The following is a 19,717-nucleotide window of genomic DNA, read 5'->3' as shown; positions in this document are numbered from 1 at the left end:
TCGAGATTTTACAAAGTCATTCATCTATTTACAAACCTATCCCACTGAATCCATTTGGTTCATGATAGCAAGAAAACCCTGAGGGAATTTTTTAAGAAAAAGGGTTTATACTTAGTTTTAGATTTTGGTGGTATGGCCTACGGTAGTGGCTTCATAACCATATGAGAGTATTGTGTTTTTTGGCCAATTGTCCAGCCCCAATGCTTGACGAAAATATGTACTCACCCGTATAGTCAGCGGTTCTGAGACTCGCATTATAAATAAAGAAGTTTTTTCCAATACGGATCACTAAATGACCAATAATAATCACCTACGTCTGCTTCAGCCATTGGAAGGAAATCCTTGGAATATCGAGGCCTATTGCCAGAAGGGTGGCTATGAGGCCTGGCAACGATGTCTGCGAGAAAATAACCCGGATAGTGTTATTTCCACACTCAAGCGGGCATCTTTGCGAGGACGGGGTGGCGCCGGATTTCCCACTGGTTTGAAATGGGAAAAGGTGTTTCATCATCGAAGTGCTGAACGGTACTTTGTCTGTAATGCTGGAGAGCACGAGCCGGGAACTTTTAAAGATCGGCATCTGATTACCCACAGCCCTCATCAGTTGATCGAGGGATGCCTAATCGCTTCATTTACTGTGGGGGCCAAAGAATCCTTTATATACTTGAATGCGGAATTTACCGAGGCTCGGGCCAATCTAGAAAAAGCCATGGGTGAGGCCAGGGAACGAGGATTTCTGGGAAAAAATATTCTCGGTTCCGGGGTGAACCTGGAGATTGAAATTTATGATGGGCATGGCAGTTATGTCGCAGGAGAGGAAACCGCCATGCTGGAATCGATGCAGGGCCGGCCTGCGCAACCTAAACAAAAACCACCGTTTTATCCTACGGATTTTGGGCTTCATGGGAAACCCACACTTGTCAATAATGTCGAAACCCTGTCGCATGTTCCTCATATTCTTCGAAATGGACCGGAATGGTTTACCCAAGTTGGGCCAGAACAAAGCCCGGGTACGATGCTCTTTTCCTTGAGCGGAGCCGTGAATCGGCCTGGTGTTTATGAATTACCTCTGGGAACATCTCTTCGTCACCTCATTGAAGAATGTGGCGGCGGTGTCCCCAATGGGAAAAAAGTCAAAGCCGTGTTCCCTGGAGGTCCATCGTTTGCCATGATCGGACCGGATCAATTGGATCTTCATATGGATTTTGATTCGTTAAAGAAAGCCGGAACCGGGCTCGGATCAGCGGGCGTCATAGTGGTGGATGATGCGACGTGCATGGTGAGACAAACCTTGAAGCTCTCGAGTTTTTTTCGTGAAGAAAGCTGTGGACAATGTCCGCCATGTTATATTGGAACTGAAAATTTGGAAGAATTGGTCAAAAAAATTGAAGAAGGACAAGGGACTCAGCAAGATCTTGATCGTATCATGCAAATATCCGGCTATATTAAGGGCACGGGGTTTTGCACATTAGTGACCGGGGCTTCAGTTCTGGTGCAGAATAGTCTTCGCCTTTTTCGATCAGAATTCGATGCGCATGTGGCCAACCATGCTTGTCCCTTTGCGCCAGCACCCGTATAACTATGTTTTTTAAAAAATAATTCATTCGTCATGCCGCGTATCACCTTTATTCACTCGCAGGGAAAAAGCGGAGAGGTGCCGGAAAACCTCACCGTTCTCGAAGCCGCCGAAATGTTGGGCTTTCCCATGGAACATGATTGTGGGGGTAATGCCTCGTGTTCCACCTGTCGGGTAGAGGTCATGGTGGGTGGCGAGCATTTATCAGAAATCGACTTTGAAGAACAAGACTTATTGGATCGGGAAGCGCTCACGGAGCCGTATCACCGATTAAGTTGCCAGGCCAAAATTCATGGCGATGTGATGGTCCAAGTTCCCGAAGAAAAATGGGGAACGACGGAATCCGTCAAAGAAGAAAGCGAAACGTCTCAGTCGTAAACTCATGAATGTCCAAGCACGTGTGACTCGTAGATATCGTTTTTGCGCGGCCCACCGGCTCCACGCCCAAGAACTGTCCGATGATGTCAATCGAAAGGTGTTTGGGAAATGCAATAATCTCCATGGGCATGGACATAATTACACGGTTCTGGTAACGGTGAAGGGCGATATCGATCCTCAGACCGGCGAAGTGACGGATATCACTCGTTTGGATGACTTGGTGAACACGAAAATTGTTGAGCGGTTTGACCATCGGCATCTCAATCATGACCGGGCCTTTCAAGATGTGGTCACGACTGGGGAAAATCTCGCGAAATTTATATGGGATGAACTTGTTGAAGAGATTCCGGTGGGACAATTAGCCAAAATTGGATTAATCGAAACTCGGGATAACTATTTTGAATATCAAAGCGATTAACCTTCGTAGATGTTGTTCCGCAGATACACTTCTTTTTTCCACTACTAAATAACCATGAATCGTAAATCCTCCACTCATCAATCCTCTGCCCGCAATGCTGCATCGAAACAGGTCAAAGGAAAGCTTGGTCGAGTGGCCAGAGTTTCCGAGACGGGGCAATCCACGAACCTGGAAGGGCTTATCACGCAACTTCTCACGGTGCTAGGCGAAGATCCTAAGCGTAGTGGGTTGGAAGAAACCCCAAAACGGGTTGCCAAAGCCTTTTCCTTTTTTACCAAGGGCTATCAGGAAAATGTGGATGATCTGGTCAATGGGGCGCTGTTCCCGATTGATTACGATGAAATGGTGATCGTGCGTAACATTGATTTTTTCAGTTTGTGTGAACATCATCTCTTACCGTTTTTTGGGAAATGCCATGTCGGTTATATTCCCGATAAAAAGGTCGTGGGGTTAAGTAAAATTCCTCGGATCGTGGATGTCTTTAGCCGTCGCCTTCAAGTTCAAGAACGGCTCACGGTCCAAATTGCAGAAACCTTGCAGGCAAAATTAAAACCTGTTGGTGTGGGAGTGGTCGTTGAGGCGCGTCATTTATGCATGATGATGCGAGGTGTCGAAAAACAAAATACCTTGGCGGTGACCAGCCATATGCTCGGAGCTTTTCGTAAACAGCAACAAACCCGTGAGGAATTTCTTAAACTCATTGGCCCTAGTCCAAATTAGAAATATTGAGCTATTCCTCGGTCTTGTCCCCCCTCTACCTATAAACTCAACAAATCAGTTCCCCATAGCATTTCCTAAGTTAAAACCCTGCCGCATAGTGGATTTCTTTTCATTTACCCAAGCTAATCTCTTCCTTTTCCCAAATGAATGTGCCTATTGAGGCTATTTTGCTTGACACCAAATCTGATTGAAGATCAGGATTAGGAGAATGTCCCAATAGAATCGTCACTATTCCAGGTGATTTTTAACCTAAAGGGAAAGGTCAAAAAACAGAGTCAAAAAGAAACACTTAAATTTGAAAGATTCCAGGAAAAATTGAGGTGGTGTTCCCCGTTGTCTTATTTAACCGTTGGGGAGATCTAGTGAGTTTGACCCTTCTGATATCGACAGGCATCTGTCTTGTGGCCTTGGTCGTATCCATTACCCTGGTGCGACGACTCAAAGATTGGCGTATGGGGTTGTTTAGTCTTTTCCTGGCCTTCATGGCACTGCGACAGGGTTTGGCTCTTGTGGTAGAGACAGAAAATTGGACGGTGGTGTTATTTTCCAACCCTGAAGAAATTCCCGGGCTCCTGGTAAGTGGTTTAGCCTTTACGGCTGTGTTGTACCTTCGAACATTTATTAATGAACAAGTCGCCAAGGGGGAGGCGCTTCGTGCGTCGGAGATCCGATATCAGGACCTCTATGAAAATGCTCCTGATATGTTTGTCTCGGTCGATGCCAAAACTGGGCGGGTTCTTCAATGTAACCAAACGTTAGTTTCCTCCACGGGCTATACCAAGCAGGAAATCGTGGACAGGCCAGTCTTTGACCTATATCACCCCGATTCGTTGGAAGACGCGCGACAGGCTTTTCACACCTTCTCTTCCACAGGAGAGGTCAGGGATGCCGAACTGCAGTTGAAGAGGAAAGATGGAACCACAATCGACGTGCTGCTGAACGTGTCTTCTATTCGTGATGAACAAGGACGCATCATCCAAAGCCGATCGGTGTGGCGGGATATCACTAGTCGCAAGCGAGTCGAGATGACGCTCCGAGAAACTGAGAACATGACTCAACAGATCTTAGATGCGACGACCGATTTGGTACTCGTAAAAGATCCCTTGTCAAGGATTTTATGGGCGAATAAAGCCTTTCAATCATATTATGGAATGACGAATGCGGAGCTAAAGGATCTGATGGATGCCCCCTTCAATGATCCCCACAATACAGAACAGTATCTTGAAGATGATCAGAGGGTATTTGAGACAGGACAGACCCAATTCATTCAAGAGGAACACGTGACTCGTCATGACGGGGAAATCCGACTGTTTCAGACAATCAAGTCTCCCATTTTTGGGGAAAATGACCAGGTCGCCATGCTCGTCGCGGTGGCCCGTGATATTACAGAACATAAACAAGCCCAAAGGGCCCTACAAGAGTCCGAACGGTTTGCCTATTCCACGATGGATGCTTTGTCGGCCCATATCTGCGTGCTTGACGAAGTAGGCACCATCCTCACCATCAACGAAAGTTGGAAACAGTTTGGTCTAGGAAACGGCCTTCTTTCCAAGCAGTTTACGGTTGGAGATAACTACTTGCAGGTGTGCGAACAGGCCACGGGAGACTGCTCTGAAGAGGCATGGACAGTAGCCCGAGGCATTCGATCGGTGATACAGGGGTTGCAACAGAACTTTTCCTGGGTCTACCCATGTCATTCACCCACTGAACGGCGATGGTTTGTCGTCAAGGTGACACGTTTCCCGGGGCAGGGTCCCATCCGGGTGGTCGTGGCCCATGAGAATCTTACAGAAAGTAAATTAGCCGAAGAAGCATTGAGGGAAAGCGAAGAGCGTTATCGAACATTGGTGGAGCATTCCCCCTATTGTATCCATGAAATCAATCTTGATGGCGCATTGGTGTCGATGAATCGGGCAGGACTTCGCATGTTGCGACTCGATAATGAAAAGGATGTATTGGGGAGACCCTATTTGGATTTTGTGGGGGAACAAGATCAGGGAAGAATTGGGGCGCTACTCGATCAAGCATTACAGGGAACTTCCTGCACCTTCGAATTTTGGACAAGCGCTAGAGCCTGTTTTCAAGCCTCTTTCGTTCCCATTCTGGATTCCGGCGGAAGGGTGGAAAAAATTATGGGTCTGACCCAAGACATTTCTGAACAAAAACAGATAGAGGGAACCTTTCGAACGCTTGTACAGGGTACTGCGTCCCAGGTGGGAGAAGCTTTTTTCGATGTGTTGATTGAGCAAATCGCCCTCGCCCTTGGCGTTCGCTTTGCTCTAGTTACCGAACTCATTCTGGAAAATCCTCCTCGGTTACGGTCGCTTGGTTGCTGGAATGAAAAATTAATGGGGGATTCCTTTCAATACGATGTTTCCGGTACCCCTTGCCAGGAGGTACTGAAAGAGGGATTGGTCTATTACCCAAAAGGCGTGCGTGGCTTGTTTCCGGCTGATACAGATCTTCAAGACATTAATGCGGAGGCCTATCTGGGCATATCTCTGAAGGGATCAGAAGGAAAACCCATTGGTCATCTATGTATCGTAAATGACGATAACCTTTCCGATGTCGCTCGTGCACAATCCATTTTGAACATTTTTGGTGCTAGGGCCGCAGCCGAATTGGAACGGATGAGGGCAGAAAATGAGAATGCCAGAACATTGGCCCAATTGCGTGATTTAACTGGACAATTATCCTCGGCTCAAGAACAGGAACGAAAACGAATTGCTCGGGAGCTCCACGACGAATTCGGCCAGGCGTTAACTGGTTTAAATTTCGATCTGACATGGATGATGAAACAATTGGATAAGACGAGTGATTTTCTTAGCAAACAGGATATCCTCACCAAGTTTCATTCCATGTCATCCACGGTGGTGAGTATCATTCAATCAGTCCGGAGGATTGCCAGCTCGCTTCGACCTGCAGTTCTTGATGATCTCGGGTTGGTCGAGGCGTTAGAAAGTGAGTTCCGGGAATTTCACCAACGGACAGGCATTCAGTGTGTTGTGAACATTGAACAAGCGGTTCGTGACGAGGGTGAGGATATTGGGGGGGAGGTTGCCACAGCTCTGTACCGAATTTCCCAGGAATTCCTGACCAATGCCTTGAGACATTCCCGGGCTTCCCGGGTGGAGGTCGTGTTGGCGAATACCGATGAGGCCTTGGTGCTAATTTTGAGGGATAATGGATCAGGTATCACGACCGAGCAAATTACTAATTCGCGTTCGTTAGGCATCCTCGGGATGAAAGAGCGGGCCATCAGTGTGGGGGGGCAGTTTCAAATCTCTGGCAGCCCTGCAAAGGGTACTGAGGTGAAGGTAAGGATTGATCGTAAGATTCCTTCCCAATCATCAAACGAGAACTAGAATGAAGTTTCTTATTGTTGATGATCATGCCATTGTTCGCCGTGGAATCAAGGAAATTCTGGAACAGGATTTCCCTGGATCGTCCGTTGTGGAAGTCAAGTCTGGAAGCGAGGCCTGTCTTCTGATCGATCAAGGAGAGTATGAAATAGTGATCCTGGATATTAACCTTCCTGATAAGAATGGCATGGATGTGTTAAAGGAAATCAAACTGAAACGAGCCAGTGTCCCTGTGATTATTTTAAGCCTGTATTCAGAGGAGCAATACGCGTTGAGAGCCATTAAAGCCGGAGCCTCGAGCTATCTCACCAAAGAAAGTGCTCCTGAAGAATTAGTCCGGGCCATCCAAAAAGTTCTGCAGGGCGGAAAATATGTTTCAGCCTCAGTTGGTGAAAAACTAGCCGACAATCTCGCTGGGGAAGTGTCGGACACGCCCCATGATCGTTTATCAGACCGGGAATTAGAAGTCCTTCGTTTAATTGGCAAGGGAATGCAGGCTGGGGAAATTGCGGAACAGTTATGTCTCAGCGTCAAAACCATTAGTACCTATCGAGCCCGCATTTTAGAGAAATTAAATCTCCGCACGACCCCGGAACTGATACGCTATGTGATTGATCATCACCTAGAAAAGTAATTCACCGCCATTCCCATTTTGTATCCCTTCTGTAGAATTTTTCTGTACCCTCCCTTCCTCTTTTTCCCTCCCTTGTTTTCGCCCACTTTCATTATCGGCCAAAACCTTACGCAAGGATCTGATTAGTCCTACAAATGTTTTCCGGGTTATCGGACACCCCCAACCCATATATTTTAGTAAAACGTAACTTCTTCTTTAAAGTTATGGGTTGCATTTGACAAAGGACAAACTTCTTGCGTGTGTTTATTGCTGATCCCTCCTGGACTATCCGAGGGAAATTTATTGAACTGCTTAGGGAAATTCCCAATATCCAGATTGTCGGTGAAGCTTCAATCTGGGGGGAGGTAGTTGCTCAACTTCCTGAATTATCCTATGAAGTAGGCATCATTGATCAGGATATTCTCAAGAGCCCGGCGACACAATCGATTCAACATCTCAAGAGGATTCAACCTCAGGCCCGGGTCATTATTCTGTCTAATGTGTTTACACCTGAACATGAGCAGGTTTTTAAACAGGCCGGAGCCGATGATGTTTTGGACAAATCTCTAGATTTTTCACTCCTACAAGCCTTGCTCACCCGAAAAAAATATTTATGATTGATATTTCCTGGTCGGATTATCCATAACCTAAAACCTATCCCTTGTAGGATAAAAAGGGACTACCGTTATCCTCAATTCTCAATCGTAATTTCAGTGTTCTTCCGATCCAAATAAGGCAAGGTAAAAGCGATGATAGAGGGAAAGACATGGGGTTGACAGTTTTTTCTCGTGAGGTAAAGCATGGGTGACATATTGGTGGTCGATGATGAACCAATATTTCTTGAGACCATGTGTGCGAACCTGGACAGTGCTGGTCATGTATGCGAGTCAGCCAGGACCGTAGACCAAGCCCTCACATTGTTGTCCACTCGCCCTTTTGATCTCTTGTTAACCGACCATGATATGCCGGGGAGAAACGGATTAGGGTTAATCGAAGAAGTGAAAAAGCGAAAGAACTTTTCTGATATTCCCATCATCCTGATGACGGGGAATCCCGATCCGAACATTCAGAATATTGCCAGAAAGATTGGTGTCTATCAAACGATTATTAAACCGTTTGATTTTCAATTTTTGCTTGAGGCCGTGGACCAAGTCATAGGGTCAAAATCCTTTAAGACCAAGCCCCTTGATCACCAGGATGAGTAGGTGGCAAAAAATCAAAAAGAACTTTCACCCTGAAGTTGAATCCAATATGGGTCACGTGAAGCAGGCGTAGGGGAGGAGACCAAGCACGGAATAAGGATTTGGATATTCCTGCATCAGATTTAGCTGATAGTGGTTGCAAACAATTTTTTCAATATAAATGGGGTGCTGTCTCCAATATGGAATCTTTACTAATCATTGATGATGACGAACAAATTCGGTTGCTTTTAAAAGAATTATTGCTCAATGAAGGGTATACCGTGTTTGAGGCCGAAGACGGTGACAAGGGAATGTCCCTATGCCGAATGCAGGAAATCCAGCTTGTCATCATCGATGTATTCATGCCCAAGAAGGATGGGCTGGAAACCATCAGGGAATTGCATGACGCCTTTCCCAGCATCAAAACTCTTGCGATGTCCGGTGGCTATTTCGCTGACTCAATTGATGTCCTCCACATGGCCAAAAAATTTGGTGCAACTCAAGTCCTTGAAAAACCCTTTGCTCTTGAAAAATTTCTGGAGACCGTTAAGGACATTCTTTCAGAAAGCTCTATTGCGGATCACTGACCAGGCAATTGACGAGGCTTCCAATTGTTACCCATGACCGAGACCCCACAATATCCGAAGCGAGTTCTCCTCGTGAGTGATGGGTGGGTGTCCCAAATGTCTCTCTGTGAGGCCCTTGAGAATAGGGAGTATGTCGTGAAGTTGGCCAGCGGTGGGGCGCAGGCTATGGCTGTCCTTGAGGAAACATCTATCGACCTTGTCATAACTGAATTAGGAGCGCCCCGGGTTAGTGGTATGGACTTGTTGAGATATATGAAGAGCTGTGCCCCTCTGAACAATATTCCCGTCATCGCGCTCATTCTTCCTTGGGAAGCCCATGAAACGCCTGCCCTTCAACGGGAAGGTGTCTTCGCGATTGTGACGGCTCCCTATAGCCCTGATGACATCCTTTCCCATGTCCATGAGGCTCTTGGAGATCAAGTCAGGTGTCATAGCGGAGGCTTCAACCCTTAAAAAGTTTTCCCGCCTGTTATGGATTGTTTCGTTTCCAAGATATTCGAGGTACGAGACAATTGGATCTTCGATTCCCACCCAATTCCCATGCCAAGAGTTGCCGTTCCTCATTATAGCCCTTGAGAGTATGCTTTTCCCGTTAGCCATAATATGGTAGTCCATGAGTATCCCTTCAACACTATACACAGGAGAGTAACCGGCTTTCTCGTTTAACTCTGTTCCAAAAAGTGCTGCAATGCCGCATTGAATGCCTGGGGGTTTTCCATGTTGGACAGATGTCCGGCTTTGGGAATCCGAATGAAGGTCGCTCCCGGGATGTGGTTGGCCATGTGTTCCACTTCTTCAGGAGGGGAGGGAATGTCTTGTTCCCCGACGATGACCAGCGTCGGCACCTCGATGGTCTGGGCCAGCGGCGTGGCATCAGGGCGTTCTTCCATGGCCATGAGATCACCAACGATTCCTGAAATTTGATTGCCGACGATCATGGTTTTTAGTTGGCCCACCAACTCGTGGTTGTGTTCCATTCCGGAGGGACTTAAGAGTTTGGGCAGCATGAGTTCGGCAATGGCCGATGAGCCACGCCTATAGGCCACTTGTGCCATGGAAAATCGCGTGGCTTTGCCTTCCGGCGTGTCGGCTTGAGCGCGGGTATCGGCGAGCACCAGAGCTCGCACAAACTTGGGATATTTTCGATACAACGCAAACAGGATATACCCGCCCATAGACAGTCCGACGAATGTGGCCCTGGGGATCTGGAGGTGTTGGAGTAAGGAAATGATGTCATCGGCAAATTGTTCCAAGGTATAACGCCACATGGGAGCATCGGATTCCCCATGGCCTCGTAAATCTACAGTTATGACTCGAAATTGATTTTTCAGCGCGTCGGCCTGCAGGTTCCACATGGTTCGGTTTAAGGGAAAGGCATGAAGAAATACAACCGGCTGCCCCTGTCCTTCATCTGAATAGGCGAGATCGATTTTGTTGATGTGTACTTTCACAGCGCCCTCCTTCGTTTCTCCTTCTGGCGATACAATGGATTAAACGACGGTTTGCAGGATTTCTCCCTATCGATATAGCATAAGAAGATTCTTCGACGTATCTGTGACTCGTCGTTTAGCATTTGTCGAGGCCTTATGTCTTTGAGTGATCACTCCCAACAACCTGATTTGTTTCAAGATTCCACACAACCTACGCACGACCCTATTTCCTTGTCTGTTGGCCCTCTTGCCGAGCGGTTTCGGCCTCAATCATTGTCAGAATTTTTAGGGCAAGAACACCTGCTGTCTGAAAACCAAGCGTTGAGACAGGCCATTGAATCCGATCAAGTGCCCTCGCTCATTCTTTGGGGCCCGCCGGGGTCTGGTAAAACGACGTTGGCAAACCTGATTGCCCGACATTCACAGGCAGCTTTTGTCCCATTTTCTGCAGTGGTGAGTGGTGTGCCCGAACTTCGAATCATCATTAAAGAAGCGGTGCAACGTCGACGCATGTCCGGTCAGCGAACGATTCTCTTTGTCGATGAAATCCATCGATTTAACAAAGCGCAACAGGATGCGTTTCTGCCCTATGTGGAACGGGGGGATATTACCCTGATTGGCGCCACGACTCAAAATCCGTCTTTTGAGGTGATTGCTCCGTTGCTGTCTCGTTCATTGGTGGTGGAGCTTCATTCCTTGGATGATCTGGCTATGGGAACCATTATCGATCGGGTGATGAAAGATCAGGAGCGAGGCTTAGGAAAGTACAATGTGACGTTGAGCAGTGAAGCGCGAATGGGGTTAATCCACTATGGCAACGGGGATGCGCGCTCAATGCTCACGGCTTTGGAATATGCGGTCAGGCAGGTGGCGACCAAGAACAGAAATCCTCAAGTGCTGGATCAACATAAACTCAAACATATTCTTCAAAAGAAGTCCATTCGATATGACAAAGACGGGGAGGAGCATTACAACCTCATTTCAGCATATATCAAGAGTCTGCGAGACTCTGATCCTCATGGCGCATTGTATTGGTTAGCCCGAATGCTGGAGGGGGGAGAAGATCCGAAATTCATCGCCCGACGAATGGTCATCTTTGCCTCAGAAGATATCGGCAATGCTCAACCCATGGCCATCACAGTCGCGACGGCGATTTTTCAGGCAGTGGTACAAGTCGGGTTACCTGAAGCACAAATCAATTTGGCCCATGGCACCACTTATATGGCGTCCTCTCCCAAGAGCAATGCCTCGTATGTCGGGTTAAAAGAAGCGCTGGCCGATGCTAAACAATTTGGCAATTTGCCGGTCCCGTTGCACCTTCGCAATGCCGTGACCTCTCTGATGAAAGAGAGTGGGTATGGCAAAGACTACCGATATGTTCATGATGATCCCGAGGCACAGGGTGAACAAGCCCATCTTCCGCCTTCCTTGGAAGGACGACGGTACTATCGGCCTCATTTGGATACGAAGAAGAAAGGGAAGGGTGAGGATTTTGCAGATGAGGAACGATAGGGGGAAGATGCGTCGTTCGTATTTCGTTATTCGTATCTCGTGATGGAATCATATACGAAATACGAGATACGAAATACTGACAACGGGGTTTTATTCATTATTCTATCCCACCTGTTCCATCTGTTGTTTTTTGATTTCCAGTTGGGAGGAAAGGTCAGACCATTTGTTCGTCATGATTTCGAGGTTGTGCTTCCAACGTTCGTGCTCTTGATGCAAGTCGTTCCAGCGAGCGAAGTCTTTATATAAATCAGGCGCGGCCAATTCTGTAGCTCGCTCGTTGATCTGTTCTTCTAACCCAGCAATCTCTTCTTCAGCTTGAGCGACTTGTCTTTCCAACCGGTTGATGGATTTTGTCAGGTCTCGACGGTTAGGTGATTTTTCGCGAGAAGGTGATTCGACGGGTGCAGCCCCGTTCGTTTTTTCTTTGCGATTTTTTTTCTTGGGTTGCGCCTCAGATTTGGCTTCTTCTTGTTTTTGAAGTTCTTCGAGTTCTTTGGATTGTTTCCACAGATAGTATTCGTAATCGCCAATGTAGTCTGTGGGGACGCCTTCTTCAATTTCCACCACTCGCGTGGAAACCCGACTCAAAAATACCGGGTCATGTGAGATAAACACGATAGTGCCGGGAAAATCAGTCATGGCGTCGGTGAGGACGTCGACAGAGATCGGGTCTAAATGATTGGTCGGCTCATCAAGCAGGAGGGTATTTGCAGGTTCGACGAGCATCCGAGCCAAGGCCACGCGATTGCGCTCTCCACCGCTTAATGCCTTGATGGGTTTTTTCTGATCATCGCCAGAGAAGAGAAACACACCGGCGATGCCGCGCAGATAATTCATTTCGGCCTGTGGCGCGGCTTCGGCCAAGGATTCCAAAATGCTATGTTCGGGATTGAGGATTTCTGCCTGATGTTGTGCAAAATAATGGATCGAAACACCATGACCCTCAGTGCGCTTGCCAGCTTCGAACGGCAACACACCGGATAAAATTTTCAGTAACGTGGTTTTGCCAGCGCCGTTTTCGCCGACCAGGGCAACGCGCTGTCCTCGTTCTACGGAAAAGTCTAAGTTTTTATAGACGACTTTTTCGCCGTATTGTTTTCGGATGCCGTCCAGGGTAAGGACCAGTTTTCCGCTGGGCTTGGGCTCGGGAAAACGAAAGCGAAGGCGCTTGGTATCCCGCTTGCCTTCAATCAATTTGACCTTTTCTAATTGCTTGATCCGGGATTGAACCTGCTTGGCTTTATTGGCTTTGTATCGGAATCGATCCACAAACTTTTGGACGCGGGCGACTTCTTTGGCTTGTCGTTGGGCCGCGGCAGATTGTTGGGTGTCGAGTTGGAGTCGGAGCTTTTGAAATGTGGAATAATTTCCACGGAACTCCTGCAGCTGTGCATCGCGAATTTCCCAAATATGCGTCACGACGCGGTCCAGAAAGGCCGTATCATGGCTAATGATGAGCATGGTCATGTTGGAATTCATGAGAAACGACTCAAACCACGCTTGGGTCGGTTTATCCAAATGGTTTGTGGGCTCGTCGAGCATCAACACATCGGGATGAGAAAGCAGCAGATGCCCAAGTGCCACGCGCATCCGATAGCCGCCGGAATAAGTGGCCAACGTTCGATGCCAATCTCCTTCTCCAAATCCTAGTCCAGAGAGGATTCGTTTGGCCTCATGCTCAGGGTATTGATCTTTGTGGGCGGCCTGGAGAACCGTCAGGTTCGTCGGAGTATCCAGCTCTTGCGGCAGATAGCCAATACGGAGCCAGGGCCGTTGTCGGATGGAGCCCTCGTCTGCAGTATCTTGGCCGATTATCATTCGGAGCAGGGTGGTTTTGCCAGTTCCGTTTCGTCCTACTAACCCAACACGTGTCTCCGGACGCAGATGGGCCGAGGCTCCATTAAACAGGGTTTTGGTTGGATATTCTTTGGTCAGAGCTTCAATATGAATCATGGCTTATGAGACGATCGATCCTGGCACGGCCTTGATGGTTGCGACATTCAGGAACAACACACGAAAAGGAATGAAAACTGAATGCGGGATAAAGGCAGGATTACCGTTGGATGATACAACCTTTGGAATGTTTGGTGGAGCTGGCCGGGATTGAACCGGCGACCTCGTGAATGCCATTCACGCGCGCTCCCAACTGCGCCACAGCCCCACTCCACTGATAATTGTCGGTTATTGAGAAAACAGACTTAATGGATTTGAATCTATCATGTAGGGGTACCTCGGTCAAGAAGAGGGAATCGCCTATATTTAAGGAAAATGAGTGGCATGGATGCATGGATCTTTGTTAGAAGAATGCAGTAGCTCGGAGGTTCTCCATCAGATGTTGAACCTGAGGAAGAATTCCTCCTATTCCGTTTTTGATGGCCAGGGAGAGTAATGAAAGAATGGGTCCCAACTCCCAACACAATATTCTTCAAAGTAAAGGGTGAATCAGCATGACGGATGTTCGAGTGCGCTTTGCGCCTAGCCCTACAGGCTATCTGCATATTGGCGGAGTACGAACCGCCTTATTTAATTGGTTGTTTGCCCGGCATCACGGGGGGACCTTTGTGTTGCGGATTGAGGATACGGATCGAGACCGATCTACGGATGAGGCTATTGATGCAATTCTTCAGGGTATGCGTTGGACTGGGCTGGATTGGGACGAAGGTCCGTTTCGTCAAACCGATCGACTGGACCTCTATCGAGGGAAAGCGCAGGAACTTCTTCAACAAGGGAAAGCGTATTGGTGTGTGTGCACCCCCGAAGACTTGGAAGCCCGTCGAAAGGAGGCTCAGGCCAAAGGGGAGTCGATCAAATACGATGGGCGATGCCGCGAGAAAGGTATTGCCTCTCCGAAGGAGCCTGCAGCCATGCGATTTAAATCGCCGCAGGAAGGGCAGACGATCGTTGATGATCTGATTAAAGGGAAAATTGTTTTCGACAATGCCGTGCTCGATGATTTGATTATTCTTCGTTCCAACAACTATCCCACCTATAATTTTTCGGTTGTGATTGATGATGCGCTCATGGGTATCACCCATGTCATTCGCGGTGATGATCATGTCAATAACACCCCCAGGCAAGTACCCATGTTTGAGGCCCTGGGTTATCAAGTACCCCAATTCGCGCATTTGCCGATGATCCTTGGTTCGGATAAAGCCCGTCTTTCCAAACGCCATGGCGCCACATCAGTATTGGCGTATCGGGACATGGGGTATTTGCCGGAGGCCTTGGTGAATTATTTGGTTCGGCTTGGCTGGTCCCATGGCGATCAAGAAATTTTTACGATCCAGGAAATGATCGAAAAGTTTTCGTTGAAGCATGTCCAGGCTTCCGCAGCAGTGTTTAATCCCGAAAAACTCCTTTGGTTGAATGCCGAACATATTAAACAAGCAGACCCTCGGCATCTTGCGGAATTGCTGGTCCCGTTGTTGACCCAACACGGGTATGATCCCAACGGACCGGTCCAACCTCAGGGTGGGTTAGTGGCCGTCATTCCGCATGTTCGGGAACGGGCCAAGACTCTGATTGAGATGGCCGATTGGGTCATGCCATTTGTGACCGAACCAGTCACCATGGATGAGGAGGCAGCCACGAAATTTCTTACGCCGGCGATAACGCCAAGCCTAAAAAAGTTTGCCGAACGGCTCAGTGGACTCAGTAGCCTTTCCAAAGAGGACGTCGACCCCGTGATCCAATCCGTGTTGGAAGAGGATGGTCTGAAAATGGGAAAATTTGCCCAACCCCTTCGGGTGGCCCTTACCGGACGAACCTTTAGCCCCGGCATTCATGAGGTGATGCAATTGTTGGGCAAAGACCGGACGCTGGCCCGTATTGAACAGGTTCTCCAAAGAAAAACATCCTAATTGGTCCTAGGGGCTGGCAGGTGAAGGCTTTCTTGACTGAAACAGAGGGCTAGATTAAGCTTTTCCAAGGTTTGGGGGATCGTCTAAGGGTAGGACGTCAGATTCTGGTTCTGGCTGTGAGGGTTCGAATCCTTCTCCCCCAGCCATCAAATTTCATCAATAATATTGAATGGTTAGCAATGTAAAACCAACCAGGAATCGAACTTTCCGTTCGCAAATTCCCTCTTTCCTGCTCTAATCCTTTCAAGAAGAAATATCGGATTTCCGCTTCACTTTTTTCTCTCTGTTCCAAATTTGTGTTAAAAATTGGAGCAGCTGATACGCCATCAGCACCCTTTGGCATTCAAAGGTCTCCTCGTCTTTTCTACTACCAGAGTTCCTCCACATCTTCGCGAAGAGCCTCCTTATATCAAGGCGTTTGGGCGACTCCAGGGATTCCCCATCCTTAGGCTGTATCTTAGATTGAGAAGTCTAAGATCCAAGCTTCCTTATGGATTGTTTGATGGATAAGTCAAGACGTCGCATGGTCGATCCGTTTTTACTCAAGCCTCTAACATAGACCATTGGGTGGTATAAAGGGGGCACGTCATCTCCTATTTTTTGGGAAAGCACCAAAGCTATAATGCCGAGAGGTTTCGGGAGAGGGGTATGTATGGCAAGTCGTCGGGTTCCCTAAACAGCCACCCCCCTGACCGAAGATACCCCCCCCTCATTTCTAAACGATTTTCCAGGTGTTAAATAGGTGGTAGACATACAGACAAATTCGTGCGAATTCAGGCGAAGAAAGGCAAAATCTGGCAAAGAGGCAATCTTAGAATATGCAGGTAGGGAGCGGGAGATTGCCCAAGTTATCAATGAGTTGAGCAATTCCCTCCATCACAGTCCCAGCTTCGACACCAATACCTTTCTCAATCAAATTCGCCTATTTTTATGCTCCGTAAATGCCTTTCCTGAAGCCCTATTTCAGACCCCAGAAACCCCAATTGTGAAGTTATTGTCAGTGACAAAGACCTTCCTTTAAGAATGACTTTGGGTGATTAAATAAGGTAAAATTTCAATATTAAAGTTGTTCCGTTTTCTCAGATCACCATGGTTTTACCCTTTTAAAGAAGGGCTCAATAAAACTAGTGATGAGAAACTGCGAAAAAAATTTTTCGCGAGCCATATTTTAAGTAAAAATTAAACCTACCATGATATTCAATTCAATGATCTTCTTATTAGCATTTTTCTTGGGAGTTTCACCGAGTTTTGCCGAAACAAATTGCTTCTTAAGCCAGGATACCTCTCACCACTCCGATAGAACCCCGAAACGCATTTATGTTCGAGACAATCCAAGGAACCGTAGCCTTTTGCTTTTTGTCCATGGTTTTAATTCCACAAATAGATCCGCATGGACCCAACTAGTTAGTCTTTTGTGCTCTGACCCTGAAATGAAAGGGCATAACATTTTGTTATTCGGCTATCCTACAGAGTTGTGGGATTCGAAAAATGACATTCCCCAAACAGGGCGATATTTGGCTGCTGAACTCAAGTTATTCGCCGATACAAAACGTTATTCAAACATTCTTCCTGTTGGGCACAGTATGGGTGGACTCGTTATTGTTGGTGCAGTTTTGCACCTCATTTCAGAAGATCAGGAGTATGTTCTTCATCCAATAAAAAAGATCCTTACATATGGCACCCCTCATTTTGGTGTGCCAGAAGCCAATTGGGTTAGCATCTTGAATGTTCAAATTGCCGATATGGAATTGGCTAGCAACGTAATTACCCGGTTTTTACGAGAATGGGTAACACGTGTGATCATTAAGTGCTATGAATCCGCTGGTCTCGATCGGTGTATTTCTTTACACGCTCATGCCGGTATAGGTGATGAATTGGTTCCAGAGTGGAGTGCTTGTGGGGTATTCCCCTGTGAAAATGTGGATGGGACCCATTCTAAAATTATCCGTCCCGGTAAAAATGTGAAACATCACTCTTTTACCAAAATAAAACAACATGCCCAAGAGCAATTGTATGCAAATACTATTTTGATATACCCTCATGCCTCACCCAATGCCGATCAGACCTCATTGTCATACGTCCTTCTGCACCACTTGGATGCAGCAATAAGAAGTGAATTACAAACCATTTGCAGTGACCAAGGAATAAAAGACTCTGATTGTTTAAGTGGTACGCAATCTAAGGCTAACGTTCGTGTCGATTCAAATAATCTGCCTACATTAGATCCTCAATATTTACTAGGGTTGCAAAGACTTCATGGGGCAATTGAATTGATTTTTGGTTTAGGGTCATCCGGCAAAGGGAATAATATAAAATTCAATTCGCGGATCTTTTTGGGTGAATATAAAGGTCTTCTCAACGACCCTTACGTATCTGTACAAGTGGAATTACGTGACTTTCAGGATGATATTCAAGAAATTAGGCGCACTTACCTTAAAACAACGTTGTATGCACTCGGGGTACGTGAATACGGTTTCAACGAACCAATCTTCGCCGAGCATTTTTTCAGAAGGGCGGGACAGTATAAAATGAATCAAAATTGTCCGAAAAATAACAATAATCAGAATATTGATGACGCAATATGTAGTTATATTCATAATATTGAAAACACACCATCTAACTGAGGTCCTTTAGTGAATAGGAAATTTTCTTCATTTTATCTCTTAAAGATTTTGGCTTTTCTGGGGATAATTATGACCTTTAGTAGTTTTTCAAACTCACCCGCTATTCCCGCCACGCCTAGACTCAACCCAGTTGCTGAACTCATAGATCAAGATAAGCTGCGGCCAGCTATAGGAATCATGCATTTTCACGCTGTAGACCATCCTGATATGGGATCACGTCTAGCAGTCGATCTCAGCTTAAATTTGATTAAACTACTCCCCCATGAAATCGGAGTAGTTCGAATTCCGGACTCGGAACTCGTAAAGAAGGTGAATCGGGATTTGCACATTGGGGCTGAAGAGGTTGCTCGCCAATATAAAGTTCCCTTAATTGTGTGGGGAGAAATTTTATCCTTTGGAGACCAATACGTCGTTAGTTTCCACTTGAGCCATTCCTCGGTCAAGGTATCACAATATAGGGAGTATGCCCGATTAAATTTCCCCCTAATGGCCCTAACATCAGATTACGCAGAATACCTTTCCCACCAAAAAAAAATTGATGTTTTAACCTCTGATAAAAACGGGAATCTCGCAAAAATTGAGGTCAATTTTGAGGATAACATGAATTTTATTGCCTCAGAATATGACAAACAAACCAATCAATTGAAAGGCATAATAACTGATCATCTCACCAAGAGCGGCGAATATAAAAATGTCGTTCTAGAAATACCTAAACTCCCTGAGGGACTGCAGGGACTGGTTCACTTGTTGGCCGGCATGACAAGTTATTACTTGGAACGCTATGAAAAAAGTATCGATTACCTGAACCAATATTTAGCGCAGAAGAATTGGAGGGACAATAGGACCGATGGAATTAGTCATACATATTTGGCTGAGAGCCATTTAGGTCTTGGGGCTTTAAAACTTGAACCTAAGGAGGAGAGTACTACAATCCTAACAAAAGAGGCGAACAATACACTTCGTTTGGTCGTCGAACAAGAGCGATTTGAAAATGTACTAAATGATTATGAAAAAGCTATAAAGGTCTCTCCTTATTTGGAAACCCCTTATCAAGGATATGACCGGACTTTTAAGATCTTGTTAAATATCCAAATGCTAAGAAATTATCTTCGTACAGGTGATTTTCACGCAGCACGTAAGCAAACTCTCGATAAAATAAGAGAGAATGAGCGTTCAATAAAAGCTTCTTCGTCTTATCCGGAGAATGGGCGACAAAAAGTTTTGGCTTTAATGACAGCTTCAAAGCAGTTCTTAAAAGGATGCCGGCTTGTTCCTAAAGAAAAGGCCGATGGAAGAAATATTAATTGCCCCTTCAACACGAATTAACAGAAAACCTTCCAACTCGATTACACTGCAATCGGTAACCCTCCGAATTTTCCTGTTTCTAAAATTAAAGGTAAGTTTCAAAATGCATTCTCTAATTCCCTCAATTGTCAAAATTTATATGAACATACAA

Annotated in this window: 17 protein-coding genes and 2 tRNA genes; 16 read left to right on the top strand and 3 right to left on the bottom strand. The window is 46.4% G+C overall.

What is annotated here, in order from left to right; genetic code table 11:
- The first annotated feature begins 292 nt into the window (after window positions 1–292).
- The 10 genes from nuoF (at window position 293) to PPG34_RS07675 (ending at window position 9,288) form a co-directional block, all read left to right on the top strand.
- Window positions 293–1,579, top strand: a complete 1,287-nt coding sequence (nuoF, locus tag PPG34_RS07720; protein WP_313832610.1) for an NADH-quinone oxidoreductase subunit NuoF — start codon at window positions 293–295, stop codon at window positions 1,577–1,579.
- A gap of 30 nt (window positions 1,580–1,609) precedes the next feature.
- Window positions 1,610–1,954, top strand: coding sequence for a 2Fe-2S iron-sulfur cluster-binding protein (locus tag PPG34_RS07715; protein WP_313832609.1), 345 nt, complete (start codon window positions 1,610–1,612; stop codon window positions 1,952–1,954).
- Window positions 1,955–1,958: 4 nt separating this feature from the next.
- Window positions 1,959–2,372, top strand: coding sequence for a 6-carboxytetrahydropterin synthase (locus PPG34_RS07710; RefSeq protein ID WP_313832608.1), 414 nt, complete (start codon window positions 1,959–1,961; stop codon window positions 2,370–2,372).
- A 54-nt stretch (window positions 2,373–2,426) separates the two neighbouring features.
- The gene (gene folE, locus PPG34_RS07705) at window positions 2,427–3,092 is read left to right on the top strand and encodes a GTP cyclohydrolase I FolE (protein ID WP_313832607.1); all 666 of its coding nucleotides are present in this window, start codon (window positions 2,427–2,429) and stop codon (window positions 3,090–3,092) included.
- A gap of 362 nt (window positions 3,093–3,454) precedes the next feature.
- Entirely contained in the window at window positions 3,455–6,457 is a 3,003-nt protein-coding gene (locus tag PPG34_RS07700) for a PAS domain-containing sensor histidine kinase (protein WP_313832606.1), read from the top strand.
- Window position 6,458: 1 nt separating this feature from the next.
- A complete protein-coding gene (locus PPG34_RS07695) occupies window positions 6,459–7,088 on the top strand; it encodes a response regulator (RefSeq protein WP_313832605.1) in 630 nt (209 codons plus the stop codon).
- 239 nt (window positions 7,089–7,327) lie between these two features.
- Complete coding sequence (locus PPG34_RS07690; protein WP_313834276.1) at window positions 7,328–7,684, top strand: response regulator; 357 nt, start codon at window positions 7,328–7,330, stop codon at window positions 7,682–7,684.
- A gap of 183 nt (window positions 7,685–7,867) precedes the next feature.
- Window positions 7,868–8,272: a response regulator gene (locus tag PPG34_RS07685; RefSeq protein ID WP_313832604.1), complete on the top strand. Its 405-nt coding sequence runs from the start codon at window positions 7,868–7,870 to the stop codon at window positions 8,270–8,272.
- A 98-nt stretch (window positions 8,273–8,370) separates the two neighbouring features.
- Window positions 8,371–8,835 carry a response regulator gene (locus tag PPG34_RS07680; RefSeq protein ID WP_313832603.1) on the top strand — a complete coding sequence of 155 codons (465 nt, stop codon included), beginning with the start codon at window positions 8,371–8,373 and terminating at the stop codon, window positions 8,833–8,835.
- Between the two features lie 33 nt (window positions 8,836–8,868).
- Window positions 8,869–9,288: a response regulator gene (locus PPG34_RS07675; RefSeq protein WP_313832602.1), complete on the top strand. Its 420-nt coding sequence runs from the start codon at window positions 8,869–8,871 to the stop codon at window positions 9,286–9,288.
- Between the two features lie 209 nt (window positions 9,289–9,497).
- On the opposite strand, the gene PPG34_RS07670 is transcribed toward PPG34_RS07675, so the two are convergent.
- A complete protein-coding gene (locus PPG34_RS07670; RefSeq protein WP_313832601.1) occupies window positions 9,498–10,286 on the bottom strand; it encodes an alpha/beta fold hydrolase in 789 nt (262 codons plus the stop codon).
- Between the two features lie 141 nt (window positions 10,287–10,427).
- Here PPG34_RS07670 and PPG34_RS07665 point away from each other — a divergent pair, with 141 nt between their 5' ends.
- Complete coding sequence (locus PPG34_RS07665) at window positions 10,428–11,777, top strand: replication-associated recombination protein A (RefSeq protein WP_313832600.1); 1,350 nt, start codon at window positions 10,428–10,430, stop codon at window positions 11,775–11,777.
- 102 nt (window positions 11,778–11,879) lie between these two features.
- Here the strand turns inward: PPG34_RS07665 and PPG34_RS07660 are convergent, their stop codons facing one another.
- A complete protein-coding gene (locus PPG34_RS07660) occupies window positions 11,880–13,730 on the bottom strand; it encodes an ABC-F family ATP-binding cassette domain-containing protein (RefSeq protein ID WP_313832599.1) in 1,851 nt (616 codons plus the stop codon).
- On the opposite strand from PPG34_RS07660, the gene PPG34_RS07655 reads away from it, so the two are divergent.
- Window positions 13,729–13,884 carry a hypothetical protein gene (locus PPG34_RS07655; RefSeq protein WP_313832598.1) on the top strand — a complete coding sequence of 52 codons (156 nt, stop codon included), beginning with the start codon at window positions 13,729–13,731 and terminating at the stop codon, window positions 13,882–13,884. The genes PPG34_RS07660 and PPG34_RS07655 overlap by 2 nt on opposite strands.
- Here PPG34_RS07655 and PPG34_RS07650 read toward each other — a convergent pair.
- Window positions 13,863–13,938 (bottom strand) — tRNA-Ala (locus tag PPG34_RS07650). The genes PPG34_RS07655 and PPG34_RS07650 overlap by 22 nt on opposite strands.
- A 286-nt stretch (window positions 13,939–14,224) precedes the next feature.
- Here PPG34_RS07650 and gltX point away from each other — a divergent pair.
- The 4 genes from gltX (at window position 14,225) to PPG34_RS07630 (ending at window position 19,587) form a co-directional block, all read left to right on the top strand.
- Entirely contained in the window at window positions 14,225–15,637 is a 1,413-nt protein-coding gene (gene gltX / locus PPG34_RS07645; protein WP_313832597.1) for a glutamate--tRNA ligase, read from the top strand.
- Window positions 15,638–15,709: 72 nt separating this feature from the next.
- Window positions 15,710–15,783: transfer RNA gene (locus PPG34_RS07640), tRNA-Gln, on the top strand.
- 1,044 nt (window positions 15,784–16,827) lie between these two features.
- On the top strand, window positions 16,828–18,261 hold the full coding sequence (locus PPG34_RS07635; RefSeq protein ID WP_313832596.1) for an esterase/lipase family protein: 1,434 nt from the start codon (window positions 16,828–16,830) through the stop codon (window positions 18,259–18,261).
- A gap of 69 nt (window positions 18,262–18,330) precedes the next feature.
- A complete protein-coding gene (locus PPG34_RS07630; protein ID WP_313832595.1) occupies window positions 18,331–19,587 on the top strand; it encodes a hypothetical protein in 1,257 nt (418 codons plus the stop codon).
- The last annotated feature ends 130 nt before the right edge of the window (window positions 19,588–19,717 follow it).

It is taken from the genome of Candidatus Nitronereus thalassa (assembly GCF_032191465.1).
GTDB classification, from domain to species: Bacteria; Nitrospirota; Nitrospiria; order Nitrospirales; family UBA8639; genus Nitronereus; species Nitronereus thalassa.
This window is presented reverse-complemented; position numbering and strand designations above follow the sequence as displayed.

Coding starts and splice junctions, on each gene's coding strand:
- folE (WP_313832607.1), top strand. CDS start 2,427: ATGAATCGTAAATCCTCCACTCATCAATCCTCTGCCCGCAATGCTGCA.
- PPG34_RS07715 (WP_313832609.1), top strand. CDS start 1,610: ATGCCGCGTATCACCTTTATTCACTCGCAGGGAAAAAGCGGAGAGGTG.
- PPG34_RS07695 (WP_313832605.1), top strand. CDS start 6,459: ATGAAGTTTCTTATTGTTGATGATCATGCCATTGTTCGCCGTGGAATC.
- PPG34_RS07710 (WP_313832608.1), top strand. CDS start 1,959: ATGAATGTCCAAGCACGTGTGACTCGTAGATATCGTTTTTGCGCGGCC.
- PPG34_RS07655 (WP_313832598.1), top strand. CDS start 13,729: ATGGCTTATGAGACGATCGATCCTGGCACGGCCTTGATGGTTGCGACA.
- PPG34_RS07630 (WP_313832595.1), top strand. CDS start 18,331: ATGACCTTTAGTAGTTTTTCAAACTCACCCGCTATTCCCGCCACGCCT.
- PPG34_RS07660 (WP_313832599.1), bottom strand. CDS start 13,730: ATGATTCATATTGAAGCTCTGACCAAAGAATATCCAACCAAAACCCTG.
- PPG34_RS07635 (WP_313832596.1), top strand. CDS start 16,828: ATGATATTCAATTCAATGATCTTCTTATTAGCATTTTTCTTGGGAGTT.
- PPG34_RS07685 (WP_313832604.1), top strand. CDS start 7,868: ATGGGTGACATATTGGTGGTCGATGATGAACCAATATTTCTTGAGACC.
- gltX (WP_313832597.1), top strand. CDS start 14,225: ATGACGGATGTTCGAGTGCGCTTTGCGCCTAGCCCTACAGGCTATCTG.
- PPG34_RS07675 (WP_313832602.1), top strand. CDS start 8,869: ATGACCGAGACCCCACAATATCCGAAGCGAGTTCTCCTCGTGAGTGAT.
- nuoF (WP_313832610.1), top strand. CDS start 293: ATGACCAATAATAATCACCTACGTCTGCTTCAGCCATTGGAAGGAAAT.